This is a genomic window from Corallococcus sp. AB049A, from assembly GCF_003668885.1.
In the GTDB taxonomy this organism is placed as follows: Bacteria; Myxococcota; Myxococcia; order Myxococcales; family Myxococcaceae; genus Corallococcus; species Corallococcus interemptor.
Map to the genome: position 1 here is coordinate 26283 of NZ_RAWL01000021.1, position 13479 is coordinate 39761.

Consider the following 13479-nt stretch of genomic DNA (forward strand, 5'->3'; position numbering starts at 1 on the left):
AGCCCGTCAACATCCTCTGGATTAAATCTGTAAATCGCCTGACGCAGCGGGACACAACCCCCCGGAATCACAGCGCCGGGGGGAGTGCGCAATCGGGCCCGCGGGTTTCCGTAGGTAGGAATGAGGCCCCCATGTGCCAAGCGGGGGCCTGACGGAGAGGTCACCTCATGGACGTCACGACACGCTGCAGGGCCTGTTCGAGGGAGCTGTCCGGGGAGGCGCTGCGCTGCCCGCACTGCCGCAAGCGCACCGTGCCGATGCACCGGGGCGAGGGGCGGGCGCTGCTGGGCGTCTGCTCGGCGCTGGCGCGCGAGCTGGACGTGGATGTTTCGCTGGTGCGGGTGGCGTTCGTGCTGATGCTGTTCGCCTCCGCGGGGATGAGCGCGGCGCTCTATCTGCTGCTCTGGGCGTTCATCCCGGCGAAGGCCTACGGCCGCGCCCCGCTGCAGGGGACGCTGGACTGGGTGTCCAAGGTGGCGAACACGCCGGTGGACGACGACTCGCCCCGCTGGGAGAAGCGCGTCTGACGTGTGGCCGGCGTCGGGTGCGTCCCGCTAGACGCGCCAGACGCCCGCCACGGTCTCCATGCGCTCGGCCACGCCGCGCAGCGCGAGCGTCATCCGCTGCGTGCCGTGCATGGCCTGGAGCGTGTCGTCCATCATCCGGGACAGGTCCGTGACGGCCATGAAGATCTGGGCGATGCCGGCGTTCTGCTGGATGACGGCGGCGGCGATCTGCTGGGCCGCGGACGCGTTGTCCTGGATGATGTCCGCCAGCGCGCGCAGGCTCTGACCGCTTTCGCGCACCTGCGCCAGGCCCGCCTCGGAGTGGCGCTGGCCTTCTTCCGACAGCGCCACGGTGTCGCGGATGCCGCCGCGGATGGCGTCCAGGATGTCGCGCACGCGGTCGGTGGCCTGGATGGACTGGTCCGCGAGGCTCCGGATTTCGCGCGCCACCACGCCAAAGCCCTTGCCGTGCTCGCCGGAGCGCGCGGCTTCGATGGCCGCGTTGAGCGCGAGCATGTTGGACTGGTCCGCCAGGTCCTTCACCGTCTGGGTGATGCCGCCAATCTGGTGCGTGCGCTCGTGGAGGGAGGAGATGCCCTCCGCCAGGCGCGTGCCGTGGTCGCGCAGCTGTTCGAAGCCGTCCAGGCTGGCGCCGAGCGCCGTCTGGCCGGAGCCGCCCACCTCGCGCGCCCGCGCCACCAGCGCCAGCACCGCCTGCGAGCGCTCCGCGGCCAGCTGCGAGGTCTGCTGGATCTCCTTCGCGGTGACCTGCGTCTCCTGGATGGCGGCGCCCTGCCGGGTGAGGATGCGCTCCTGCTGCTCGGTGGCCTGGGTGAGCTCGCCCACGGTCTGCCCCAGCACGCGGGTGGCCTGCTGGAGGCTGGTGGTGGACTCGCGCAGGTGGTCCATCATCCGGGAGAAGGCGGAGGCCAGTTCGCCCACCTCGTCCTGGTGGCCGTGGGCCTCCACCTTCTGGGTGAGGTCGCCCTCGCGCACCACGCGGGTGACGAGCTCGCTCAGCGTGGCGATGGGCCGCGTCACGCCGCGCGCCAGGGCCCAGGCGGCCAGGACGGCGATCCCCAGGAGCGCGGCGCCCGCGAGCAGGCTCAGTTGCAGGAAGCGCCCCAGGGGGAGGAAGGCCTCGGTCTCCTCCAGCGCCGCCACGAAGCGCCAGTCCTGGCCCGCGGAGAAGCGGTGGTTGGCGTCCTTGTGGGCCTCGGCGCGCACGGGGTTCGAGAGGTTCGGCGTGCCCCCCGCGCGGGCGCTGAAGAGGCTCTGGCCGTCCGGGGTGAGGATCTCCAGGGTGAAGCTCTTCTGTCCCCGGTCCTGGGCCCGCTGGAGCGCGCCCGTGACGACCTTCTCCAGCTGGCCCCAGTCATACGCGGCCAGCAGCACGCCCACGCGCGCGCCGGAGATGGGGCTGAGCACGGGCAGGGCCAGGGGCATCACGAGGCGGTCCAGGAACGGGTCCTTCTTCGCGAGCGCGCCGGTGAGGATGGCGGGGTCCAGCCGGTCCTCCAGCGCGGCCTGGAACCAGGGGGAAGCGCGCACCTCCTGTTCGCGTCCGGCGAAGGCCTGGCGCAGCTGGGGCTGGCTGACGGAGACGGCGCGTCCGTCGGGGGTGAAGAGCACCAGGCCCGCGAAGCTGGTGTGCCGGCCGTTGAGCGAGGTGAGCACCGCGTCGCTCTTGGCGTAGGTGTCGAAGAGGAGCGCGCCGCGCACGATGGCGTCCTCGGTCCACGCGCGGGCGTTCGCTTCGCGCTCGTGCAGCGAGGCTTCGATGAGGTCCCGCAGGCCGTCCGCCTCCACCTGGAGGACGCCGCGCACCTGCTGCTCCAGGTTGCGCCGGATGACGTGGACCCCCGCGCCGACGGCGGGGACGAGCGCCGCGACGAGCAGCAGGCAGATCCACAGCGTGAGGCGGCCGCGCAACTTCAATCCGGACAACAGGCGCATGCGTGAGGAACCCGGGTGGACGGTTGTCACAGGTCGAGCAGGGACAGGCCCACGGTGAGCGCTCCGATGACGCGGGCGCCGTCGCGGACGGGGAGGGACACCTGGATGACGTAGGCCTGGGTGGACTCGTCGAAGAAGGGGGCCTCCTTCAGCACGGGGCCGCCGCGGCCCTGGGCGTAGGTGAGGCGCCACTTGTCCTCGTCGCCCTGCCAGTAGTCGGACGTGCGCCGGCTGGCGCAGACGAGCGCGCCCTGGTCATCCATGGCGAAGGACTCCGCCAGGGCCGGGCCCAGCGTCTCCCGCAGGCGCAGGAGCGCGCCCGTGCACGGGCCGTCCAGCACGCGCTGCTTGTGGGGCGTGAGGGCCGGTGTGGCCATCCACTCCGAGTCCAGTTGCTGGATGGTGGCGAGAGGTGTGCCGCGCGCGTTCTGGGCGCGCAGGGCGCGCACCACCTCCGGGTCTTCCGCCAGACGCCGCAGGTGGGGCATCACGCCGTCCACCTTCCGGAGCTGCGCGACGCCGTCCGGTGGCAGCTGCCCCCAGGCAGCCAGCGCCAAACCCAGCCAATGCATGGACATCCAGGCGCCCCCAGGAGCCGTGAGAACGATTGAGAAAAGTGTGACACGGAACAGCTCGCGCCGTCACCCAGGCAGGCGTGATTTGAATAATTCAATCAAAGCTTGTTTTCACCGGCTTCAAGGCAGACGGCACTGCACGGGCTTGTCCTCCTGCCTCCGTGTGCTGGTGCCAGGTCGGCCGTTGGCTTGAGGATGTTATGGGTAGGGTGCATCCTCTCTCTCATGGTGATGGGAACCAGAACGCTGGCCACATACGCTGACCTCGAGGACGTGCCACCGACGAAGGTGGGGGAAATCATCGAGGGAGAGCTGGTCGTCAGCCCACGTCCCGCGTCCCGCCACACGCGCGCGGCATCGAAGTTGGGGGCCTTCCTGGACGGTCCCTTCGACCAGGGCGTCGATGGGCCAGGAGGATGGTTCATCCTCAAGGAGCCAGAGCTGCGGTTCTTGAAGTCGGGTGATGCATTGGTTCCCAACATCACTGCCTGGCGACGAGAGCGGATGCCCTACATGCCCAACGTGCCCTACTTCTCACTCGTGCCGGATTGGGTGTGCGAGGTCGTGTCCGACGTCACGCTGGCTTGGGACCGCAGCCCGAAGATGCGCGTCTATGCGCGCGCGGGCGTGGAGTGGCTGTGGTTCATCGACCCGCTGGCGGAGGGGCTGGAGCTCCACCGTCTCCAGGACGGCCAGTAGCGCCTGCACGAGGTCCACCTCGGAAGAGGCACCGTGAATGCTGTTCCCTTCGATGCGGTGCCTCTGGACTTGAGCAGGCTCTGGAGCCGGTGACGGCTCAGGGCAGCTTGGGCCTCCGGGACGCGGCGCATGGGCGTGCCTCGCTCCTGGGCCAGGAAGGGGGCCTTGATGATTCCAGCGGTGCTCACGACGTGACACTAACGCCCGGGGGCTCCGGTGGTGAGTGGGTGGCGGTGTTAATCGCTCGCAGACCGCGTTCCTGACTGGAGAGGCCCACCGTGAGCACGAAGAACGTCCGCATCGAGAAGGACACCTTTGGTCCCATCGAAGTCCCCGCCGACCGGCTCTGGGGCGCGCAGACCCAGCGCAGCCGCCAGAACTTCGCCATCTCCTCGGAGCGCATGCCCCTGGCGCTCGTGCACGCGCTGGTGCTGGTGAAGAAGGCCGCGGCGCTGGTGAACCAGGAGAACGGCTCGCTCCCCAAGGAGAAGGCCCAGGCCATCGTGAAGGCCGCGGATGAGGTGCTCGCCGGCCAGCATGACGACGAGTTCCCCCTCCTGGTGTGGCAGACCGGCAGCGGCACCCAGACGAACATGAACTGCAACGAGGTGCTGGCCAACCGCGCCTCGGAGCTGCTGGGCGGCGAGCGCGGCGAGGGCCGCAAGGTCCACCCCAACGACGACGTCAACAAGGGCCAGAGCTCCAACGACGTGTTCCCCACCGCGATGAGCGTGGCCGCCGTGGAGGCCGTGGTGAAGCACGTGCTGCCGGAGCTCGTGGCCCTGCGCGACGTGCTGGCCCAGAAGTCCCTGGCCTTCGGGTCCATCGTGAAGATTGGCCGCACGCACCTGCAGGACGCGACGCCGCTCACGCTGGGCCAGGAGTTCAGCGGCTACGTGGCGCAGCTGGACCGCGCGAAGGGCCACATCGAAGCGTCCCTGCCGCACCTCCTGGAGCTGGCGCTGGGCGGCACCGCCGTGGGCACCGGCCTCAACGCGCCCCCGGGCTACGCCGAGCGCGTGGCGGCCGAAATCGCGAAGCTCACCGGCCACGCCTTCGTCACCGCGCCCAACAAGTTCGAGGCGCTGGCGGCCAACGACGCGCTGGTGCAGGGGCACGGCGCGCTCAAGGGGCTGGCGGCGGTGCTGTTCAAGGTGGCCAATGACATCCGCTGGCTGTCGTCCGGGCCGCGCTCGGGCATTGGCGAAATCAACATCCCGGAGAACGAGCCGGGCAGCTCCATCATGCCGGGCAAGGTGAACCCCACGCAGAGCGAGGCGCTCACCATGCTGTCCGCCCAGGTGATGGGCAACGACGTGGCCATCTCCCTGGGCGGCGCGTCCGGCAACTTCGAGCTCAACGTCTTCAAGCCGCTCATCATCCAGAACTTCCTGCAGAGCTGCCGGCTGCTCGCGGACGGCATGCGCAGCTTCCGCCTCCACTGCGCGGTGGGCATCGAGCCCAACCTCCCGCGCCTGCAGGAGAACCTCCAGCGCAGCCTGATGCTCGTCACCGCGCTCAACCCGCACATCGGCTACGACAACGCGGCGAAGATCGCCAAGACGGCGCACAAGCAGGGCAAGACGCTGAAGGAGGTGGCGGTGGAGCTGGGGCTCGTCACCGCCGAGCAGTTCGACCAGTGGGTGCGCCCGGAGAAGATGACCGGGAACCTGTAGGCCCGCCTCCGACCCGCCCAATCGTGGGACAGCGCACGCTCCCGCAAGAAGGGGGGAGCGCGCGCGATGGGGGACGATTAGGGTACGGGGGCCATGAACGTCCCCTTCGTCATTGAGACCACGCACCGCGGCGAGCGGGCGTACGACCTCTACAGCCGTCTGCTCAAGGACCGCATCATCCTCCTGGGCACGCCCATCAACGACGATGTGGCCAACCTCATCGTCGCCCAGCTGCTGTTCCTGGAGTCCGAGGACCCGGACAAGGGCATCAACCTCTACATCAACTCGCCCGGTGGCTCCGTCACGGCGGCGCTCGCGATGTATGACACGATGCAGTACGTCAAGTGCCCGGTGTCCACCATCTGCGTGGGTCAGGCCGCCTCCGCGGGCGCGCTGCTGCTCCTGGCCGGCTCCAAGGGCAAGCGCTACGCCCTGCCCAACAGCCGCATCATGATTCACCAGCCGCTGGGCGGCGCGCAGGGCCAGGCGACGGACATCGACATCCAGGCGAAGGAAATCCTCCGGCTGCGCACGTACCTCAATGGCCTGTTCGTGAAGCACACGGGCCACACCATCGAGCGCATCGAGAAGGACACCGAGCGCGACTACTTCATGAGCGCCGAGGAGGCCCGGCAGTACGGCCTCATCGACGAGGTCGTGGAGCGCGCGTCCGGCGTGCCGGCGCCCAAGTAGCATTCATTCCAGCAGGGACCGGAGGAGCAGGCTCCGTGCCGCTGCTCCGGGCAGGCATGCGATGGGTGACGGCTCCGCAAGCTGCCCCACGGTGCAGCTTGACGGGGGCGTGTCCAGAGTCTGGACATGGCTCCCCGTCTCCTTGCCGCTGCTCTATTGCCTGCCTTCCTGGTGGGCGTGGGATGTGCCACAGGCCCTTCGGGCCGTACTCCCGTGCCGCCCAATTCCCAGTCGGTGCAGGCGGAGCTGGGCGAGCGCAACATCGTCGAGGCGGGCGCGGAGTACTCGCGGCAGAACGCCATCCTGCTGGCGGACAGCGGTGACAGTGAGGCGTTGCGGATCAGCCCCAACTACTGGCGGATCCGCTTCGCGCTCCCGGAGGAGGGCTCCGGGAACATCCTGGCGCTGAACTTCGATGAGCTGGCGCAGCGGGTGACAGGGGCGCGGCGCCTGGACATCACGCCCATCCCCATCACGAACAGTGCCCTTCGGCCCAGCGTGGCGAGCCCCGCGACCGGGGGCTCGGGGTTCCGCTGAGACGCGGCTTCAGGGCAGCCGCGTGATGCGGTCCAGCGACGGGGCCGGCAGCGGGTTCGCCTGGGTGCTCTTCGCCTTGAAGTACGCCTCCAGCGCATCCAGGTCCACCGCGCCGCCCATGGTGTTCGTGCCCTCCGCGAAGACGGTGAAATTGTCGCCGCCCGGGGCGAGGAGGTTGTTCGTCGTCACGCGGTAGCTGGCGGCGGGATCCACCGTGACGCCGTTCAGCCGGATGCTGGCGGGGTCCACCTTGGAGCCGATGGGCGCCGACGCGCTGAACGCGTACTGGAAGCCCGCGGACGGGAGGAGGATGCGGGTGAGGTCGCCCGTGCGGAACTGCTGCTCCAGCAGGCGTTCAATCTGCGCGCCCGTCAGGGTCATGGTGACCAGCGTGTTGCTGAAGGGCTGCACGGTGAACGCCTCGCCGTAGGTGACGGCGCCGGCGCCGTTGGGGTCGGCCGGGTCGTACACGAGGTCGGTTCTCACGCCGCCCGGGTTCATGAACGCAATCTGGGCGCCGCCCAGGGCCGCGGGCTTCGTGGCCTCCAGCTGGGCGTCCGCGATGACGAAGCCCAGGGTGGACTGGCCGGTGGGGTCCCGCTGGAGGTGGCTGCGGGTGAGCGTCTCCGCGACCCAGCCAATGACGCGGCCCTCCAGCGGCGCCGTCAGCCCCCTGTAGCGGGCGACGAGCTCCGTGAGGGTGGGGTCCGGCTCCACCGTGCGGGTGACGATGACGTTCTGGGCCTGGGCCTTCACCACCTGGCCCGAGGCCGCGTCCAGCGTCAGGTCGATGTCCGTGACGAGCCGGCCCACCGACGCGGCGCTGGTGACGAGCTTGCCGCTCAGCGTGCAGTTGTAGGCCTGGTGGGTGTGGCCGCTGATGATGACCGACACCGCCGGGTCCAGGTTCTGCGCGATGTCCACGATGGGGCCGGACAGGCCCTTGCACTCGTCGTAGAGCGAATCGGGCGCGGGCGTCCCGCCCTCGTGCACGATGACGACGATGGCGTTCACGCCCTGCGCCTTCAGCTCCGGCACCAGCGCGTTGACGGTCGCCACCTCGTCCTTGAACTCCAGCCCCGCCACGCCCGTGGGGACGACGATCTTCCCCGTGCCTTCCAGCGTCATGCCGACGAAGGCCACCTTCACGCCGCCGAAGGTGCGCACGTCGTAGCGGGCGAAGAGGGTGCGGTCCACGTCGGTGGCCACGTTGGCCGCGAGGTACTTGAACCTCGCGCCGGAGAAGCCGGTGCCGTCCTGGCAGCCGTCCACCGGGTGGCAGCCGCCGTTCTGCATGCGCAAGAGCTCCGAGCCGCCCTCGTCGAACTCGTGGTTGCCCACGGCGGCGAGGTCCAGGCCGATCTGGTTCATGGCCTCGACGGTGGGCTCGTCGTGGAAGAGCGCGGAGAGCAGCGGCGTGGCGCCGATGAGGTCACCCGCGGACACCACGATGGAGTTCGGGCTCTTCGCGCGCAGCTCCGCGACGTAGCGCGCGAAGTACACCGCGCCGCCCGCGTTCACGCGGCTGGCCGGGTCCACGCCGCCGTCGGGCAGCAGGGCCTGGGCAATCTGGCCGCCAGTGCCGGTCGCGGGCTCCAGCTGCCCGTGGAAGTCGTTGAAGGCGATGATCTTCAAGGCGACGGTGCCGCCGGTGCCCGCGTCGTCATCGCCGGTGCCCGCGTCGGTGTTGCCCGGTGGAGGCGGGAAGGTGACGGCCTGGCAGACGTGGTCCACGCAGGTCCAGCCCTGGCCTTCCGGCGCGGGGTTCTGCTCCTGGCAGTCGAAGGCGTTGGTGCACTCGTTGTTGCCGCAGCCGCCGTGGAAGGCGAGCAGCAGGCCGGTGACGAAGGCACCGGCGAGGAGGAAGACGCTGGGGCGCGCGGCGTCACGCGCGCGGAGGACGGAAGGCTGCATCGGGAACGACTCCTGGGCAGGGATGCGCTGAGCGAGCGAGGTGTCGGACCCTGGCATCGTCGCGTGGCGCCCGCGTGAGGGCGGGGTTCCGAATGGATGCCGGCCCGGCGGATGTGACCTGTTCGACACCTGACGCGCGCTCAGGTGCGGACGGACCCACTGCACATCACCAGCTCCGCGACGCCGCTCACGGCGCCCCAGAGCACGGCCTCCTGGTCGAACAGCCCGCCGATGCGCAGGGCCTCATCGCGGGACAGGCCGGGGACGAAGAGGCTCTCCTCGAACCAGCGGCGGTCGTCGGCCACGCCCACGGCGGACAGGGCCACACGGCCTTCGGCTTCAATCAGCGCGAGGAGGCGCTGTTGAAGCCGCGCGTTGGTGCGGGGCGGGCGCGGGTGCGCGTGGGGGTTCCACGCGGTGAGGAAGGCCCAGGTGGCGAAGCCGCGCGCGGTGAGCGCGGCGTCGAGCGCCGGATGCTCAGCGCCCACGCGCAGCACGTGCTTGCGGTCTCCCACGAGCGGGTGCGCGCGGACGACGTAGCCCGTGGCCTGGAAGGCCGCGTGCAGCGCCGTCCGCCGTACATCACTCATGCGGCGTCACGACCGCGGGCACCGGGAGCCGCGGCAGCGCGGGATGTCCCTCGCGCAGCTTGGGCGGAATCTGGCTGGCCACGATGGGGGCCTCCTCCGCCGTCTTCCACGGACGGTCGGGCCACCAGCGCTCCACGGGCGGCGGCGCCAGCGGGAGGAAGTCCTGCCCGGGCCGGGGCGTGGTGATGCCCACGCCGTCATGCTTCGCGGCCACCAGCGAGCGCTCCACCGGCTCCGTCCAGCCGTGGTACGCCAGCGTCACCAGCCCCCAGTGCACCGGCAGGAACAACCGGCCCTGCACCAGCCGGTGGGCCAGCACCGCCTGCTCCGGCCCCAGGTGCCAGTCCGGCCAGCCCGCGCCGTACTGACCCGTTTCAATCATCGTCAAATCGAACGGCCCCAGCTTCGCGCCAATCTCCTCCATGGCGGGGAACAGGCCCGTGTCGCCGGAGTAGTAGACGCGGTGCTGGGGGCCCACCAGCGCCCAGCCCGCCCACAGCGTCTTGTTCTGCTGGAGGAAGCGGCCCGACGCATGCCGCGCGGGCGTGCACACGATGTCCAGCCCCTTCACCTTCGTGCGCTCCCACCAGTCCAGCTCCACGATGCGGTTGGCGGGCACGCCCCAGTATTCCAGGTGCGCGCCCACGCCCAGCGGCACCACGAACGTGGTGTCCCAGTCCTTCATCGCCTCGATGGTGTGGTGGTCCAGGTGGTCGTAGTGGTCGTGCGAAATCACCACCGCGTCGATGGGCGGCAGCTCGTTCAGCGCGATGGGCGCGGGGAACCAGCGCTTCGGGCCAATCCACCCCAGGGGCGACGTGCGCTCGCCCCACATGGGGTCGGTGAGCACGCGGTGCCCGTCCACCTCCACCAGCGTGGACGAGTGCCCCATCCAGGTGACGCGCAGGCCGTCCGCGGGCGGCGTGGCGAAGCGCTTCGGGTCGATGCGGTCCACCACCACCGGCATCCGGGGCGTGTTGTCCGGGCTCGCGTGGAACAGGTCCGTCAGCGTCCGCTCCCAGTTGTTGAGGATGGGCTGCGGGTTCTCGAAGCCACCGTCCAGCCACTGCGGCGAGCGCTTCATCCGCTCCAGCCGCGCTCCCTCCGCCCCCGTGCCGAACGCACGCCACCCGTCAATGACGACGACCAGCAGGAACGCACCCAGCAAGAGCAGGCCCCATCCGAACAGGCGCAACAACCTGCCGCCCCAGGACGGCCGCTGGCCGTAGGAGGGAAAGGCCGTGCGGAAGGCCTTCTGTCGGGCCTTGTCCGCGGCCCGCATGGGTCCCGCGTTCATCCTCATCCCCGGACCCTGATGGGTCCGGTGCGTCAGTGTCAATGGGGAGACATCCCGCTACGCCCCGGTTTTTCCTGACTCCGGCGGCGTCGCTCCAGACCCGTGGCCGTTCGGCGTGGGGCCGGGTCTGGACCTCTTCAGGACCCGGGCGGGACGATCTTGAACCCGCGCTGGAGCAGCGGGGCCAGCCGGTCCGTGAGGTCCCACGCCTCCACCAGCCGACCGTCGCGCAGCCGGTACAGCGAGTCCCCGAGGAACGTGAGCGGGCGCGATTTGCCGTCCGCGGTGGGCGGGCCCTGGGTGTCCGTGCCCGTCGCGCGCCAGCGCACCACCACCCAGTCGTCCTCCGCCAGCACGTGGAGCAGCTCGAACTTCAGGTCCGGGAACAGGGTGAAGCCGGCTTCCGCCTGGGTGCGCACCACGGCCGGGCCGCGCAGGTCCTGGGGCGCGCCCTCGGAGTGGTCCACGAAGTCCGCCGCGACGTACTCCGGGATGCGCTCCAGGCGCTTCTGGTTGTAGATCTCCTCGGTGAACAGGCGGGCGCGCTCCTTGTTGGACGCGCTCACCTGTTGGGCCCGTTCCGCCGGGGACACCGTCGCGCAACCGGTGAGCCCCACGAGCCCCAGCACCACCCACGACACAACACAGGTCCTCATGACGCGCGCGAATCTGCCGGGCCCGCACGGGCACTGTCAGCCGCCGTGTCGTCGAACCGTTCACCGCCGGGCGCCAGCCGCCCCAGGCCAATGGGCGCGGCCAGGCACGTGTCCGGAATCCCGAAGGCGTCCACCAGCCCCACTGCATCCGGACGCAGCTCCGCGCACAGGAGCACGCGCTCCTTGCGGATGGCCTGGGCCTTGGGGGCCGTGAGCCAGCCGTGCTCCAGGAACCAGCCGCTGGCGGACTCCAGGCAGGACAGGCCGAAGAGGTCCGCCAGGCGCCCCAGCACCGGCTTGAGGGCTTCGTCCTTCACCGCCGCCACGCCGCGCAGGAACTGCTCCAGCACGATGCGCTCCACGCTCGCGTGCGCCAGGGCCAGCAGGTGCGCCTGCACCTGGTTGAAGGCCTCGAAGGCCTCCACGCCCGCGGTGAGCCGCTTGCGGATGCGCTTGGACACGGACGCGAGCAGGGCCTCCTCCCGGAAGCGCAGGGCGCGCAGCTGGAAGTCGCTGTCGCGCAGGTGGTCCGTGTCCGTGCGCCGGCCCGCGATGGGGTTCCGGTCCGTGAACACCGTGGTGGCCTGATCCACCAGCAGGCGCAGGACGGCGAAGACGCGGTCGTCCTCGAAGCGCTGGCGGTAGCCCGTGAGCAGGCCCTTGGCGACCAGCTGCATGAGCACGGTGTTGTCGCCCTCGAACGTGGTGAACACGTCCGTGTCCGCCTTGAGGGACGCGAACCGGTTCGCGGTGAGGTAGCCCTGGCCGCCGCACGCCTCGCGGCACTCCTGGATGGTGGCGGTGGCGTTCCACGACGCGTAGGCCTTGAGGCCCGCGGCCAGCGCCTCCACCTCGCGCGCGTCGTCCTCCGTGCGGTGGACGTAGCGGTCCACCAGGTACTCCAGCGCGAAGTCCACCGCGTACGCCTTGGCGACGAGCGGCAACAGCCGCAGCTGGTGCACCTGGTGGTCCAACAGGCGCACCTCGGGCGCGCCCTGCGGGCCGAACTGGCGGCGCAGGTCGCCGTAGCGCACGGCGATGGTCAGCGCGCTCTTGGCCGCGGACAGGGACGCGCACGCCACGCTCACGCGGCCCGCCACCAGCGCGCCCAGCATGGTGAAGAAGCGCTTGGAGTCGCCGGTGATGGAGGACGTGTATTCACCCGTCTCCGTCACCTGGCCGTAGCGGTCCAGCAGGTTCTCGCGCGGCACGCGCACGTGGTCGAACCACAGCCGGCCGTTGTCCACGCCGTTGAGGCCCATCTTCTCGCCGCAGTCCTCGATGCGGATGTTGGGCAGGACCTTGCCCTTCTCATCGCGCAGCGGGACGAGCAGCGCGTGGACTCCCAGCCGTTCCCCGTCCACCTCCAGCTGCGCGAACACGGTGGCGATGCGCGCGTGGCGGGCGGCGTTGCCAATCCACTCCTTGCGCGCGGTCTCCGACGGCGTGTGGAGGACGAACTCGCTGGTGGCCGCGTCGTAGCGGGCCACCGTCTCGCAGTCGCGCACGTTGGAGCCGTGGCCCAGCTCGCTCATCGCGAAGCAGCCGGGCAGGTCCAGCGAGGCGACCCCGGGCAGGTACTTCTGGTGGTGCCGCTTCGTGCCCAGGAACAGGATGCTGGAGCCGAAGAGGCCGAAGTGCACGCCCGCCTTGATGACGAGGCTCAGGTCGAAGAAGGCCATCGTCTCGAAGGCGGCGATGAACGCGCCCAGGTCCCCGCCGCCCTCGCGCCCCTTGGGGTAGGCGAGCTGTCCCAATCCGTCGTTGGCCAGGTGCTTGAGCCAGTCGAAGACCTGGTCGCGGTAGGCGGTGGTGGACAGCCCTTCCTTGTAGCGGAAGTCCGCGTCCTCCAGCCATCCACGCACGCGCTGGCGCACGTCCGCGTAGGTGCGCTCCAGCACGGCCGTCATCGCCACGGGGTCGAACGACGCCGCGTGCGAACGGGGCTCCGCCTTCGGGACGCGCGATGCCTTGGGCATCAGGGAGCGCACGGCCTCCTTGCCATCCACGCCCAGGGTGGCCTCGATGGAGGCCAGGGCCTTGGACAGCTCCGCGGGCGGGATGCTCAGGGGCGCTTCACCCGCGAGCGCCTGGGCCAGCTGCACGCCCAGCTCCGCCAGGTTCTGCTGCTGACTGGTGGCCAGCTTCTCCGCGGTGGCGCGGATGTGTTCGCGCACGAGGGCCAGCTCGCGGGGCGGGGGCGGACGCAGCGGATCCACCCAGAGGGCCAGGACGGTGCTGGACTTGAGGTCCAGCCAGGGCTGGGAGCGGGCCGCGGCGCCCAGGGCCTTGAGCTCCTCGCCCGTCAGCTCGCCGTCCGTCCAGGCGACGTACAGCATGGGGACCAGCGGCGGTCTCTCATACACATCTCCGAGCCCAC

General features: G+C 70.3%; 12 protein-coding genes. 5 read left to right on the plus strand and 7 right to left on the minus strand.

The window, feature by feature from the left end; genetic code table 11:
• Positions 1–167: 167 nt before the first annotated feature.
• Positions 168–527: a PspC domain-containing protein gene (locus D7X55_RS04205; protein WP_120547963.1), complete on the plus strand. Its 360-nt coding sequence runs from the start codon at positions 168–170 to the stop codon at positions 525–527.
• A gap of 27 nt (positions 528–554) precedes the next feature.
• On the opposite strand, the gene D7X55_RS04210 is transcribed toward D7X55_RS04205, so the two are convergent.
• Together D7X55_RS04210 and D7X55_RS04215 are read right to left on the minus strand one after the other, a co-directional pair.
• Entirely contained in the window at positions 555–2462 is a 1908-nt protein-coding gene (locus tag D7X55_RS04210; RefSeq protein ID WP_120547964.1) for a methyl-accepting chemotaxis protein, read from the minus strand.
• A 26-nt stretch (positions 2463–2488) separates the two neighbouring features.
• Positions 2489–3040 (minus strand): PDC sensor domain-containing protein, encoded by a 552-nt coding sequence (locus D7X55_RS04215; protein WP_120547965.1) that lies wholly within the window; start codon positions 3038–3040, stop codon positions 2489–2491.
• 228 nt (positions 3041–3268) lie between these two features.
• On the opposite strand from D7X55_RS04215, the gene D7X55_RS04220 reads away from it, so the two are divergent.
• The 4 genes from D7X55_RS04220 (at position 3269) to D7X55_RS04235 (ending at position 6642) form a co-directional block, all read left to right on the plus strand.
• Entirely contained in the window at positions 3269–3736 is a 468-nt protein-coding gene (locus tag D7X55_RS04220) for a Uma2 family endonuclease (RefSeq protein ID WP_306437700.1), read from the plus strand.
• Positions 3737–4014: 278 nt separating this feature from the next.
• Positions 4015–5412 carry a class II fumarate hydratase gene (gene fumC / locus D7X55_RS04225; RefSeq protein WP_121722296.1) on the plus strand — a complete coding sequence of 466 codons (1398 nt, stop codon included), beginning with the start codon at positions 4015–4017 and terminating at the stop codon, positions 5410–5412.
• A 93-nt stretch (positions 5413–5505) separates the two neighbouring features.
• A complete protein-coding gene (gene clpP / locus D7X55_RS04230) occupies positions 5506–6105 on the plus strand; it encodes an ATP-dependent Clp endopeptidase proteolytic subunit ClpP (protein ID WP_014399808.1) in 600 nt (199 codons plus the stop codon).
• 213 nt (positions 6106–6318) lie between these two features.
• Entirely contained in the window at positions 6319–6642 is a 324-nt protein-coding gene (locus D7X55_RS04235; RefSeq protein WP_233609572.1) for a hypothetical protein, read from the plus strand.
• Between the two features lie 9 nt (positions 6643–6651).
• Here D7X55_RS04235 and D7X55_RS04240 read toward each other — a convergent pair whose 3' ends face one another.
• From D7X55_RS04240 to D7X55_RS04260, 5 genes are all read right to left on the minus strand, one after another.
• Positions 6652–8556, minus strand: coding sequence for a bifunctional UDP-sugar hydrolase/5'-nucleotidase (locus tag D7X55_RS04240; RefSeq protein WP_121722297.1), 1905 nt, complete (start codon positions 8554–8556; stop codon positions 6652–6654).
• Between the two features lie 140 nt (positions 8557–8696).
• The gene (locus tag D7X55_RS04245) at positions 8697–9146 is read right to left on the minus strand and encodes a DUF3293 domain-containing protein (RefSeq protein ID WP_121722298.1); all 450 of its coding nucleotides are present in this window, start codon (positions 9144–9146) and stop codon (positions 8697–8699) included.
• Positions 9139–10428, minus strand: a complete 1290-nt coding sequence (locus D7X55_RS04250; RefSeq protein ID WP_233609573.1) for an MBL fold metallo-hydrolase — start codon at positions 10426–10428, stop codon at positions 9139–9141. The genes D7X55_RS04245 and D7X55_RS04250 overlap by 8 nt, the downstream gene beginning before the upstream one ends.
• A gap of 152 nt (positions 10429–10580) precedes the next feature.
• Positions 10581–11099 carry an ester cyclase gene (locus tag D7X55_RS04255; protein WP_121722299.1) on the minus strand — a complete coding sequence of 173 codons (519 nt, stop codon included), beginning with the start codon at positions 11097–11099 and terminating at the stop codon, positions 10581–10583.
• Entirely contained in the window at positions 11096–13465 is a 2370-nt protein-coding gene (locus tag D7X55_RS04260) for an acyl-CoA dehydrogenase (protein WP_121722300.1), read from the minus strand. The genes D7X55_RS04255 and D7X55_RS04260 overlap by 4 nt, the downstream gene beginning before the upstream one ends.
• Positions 13466–13479: the final 14 nt, after the last annotated feature.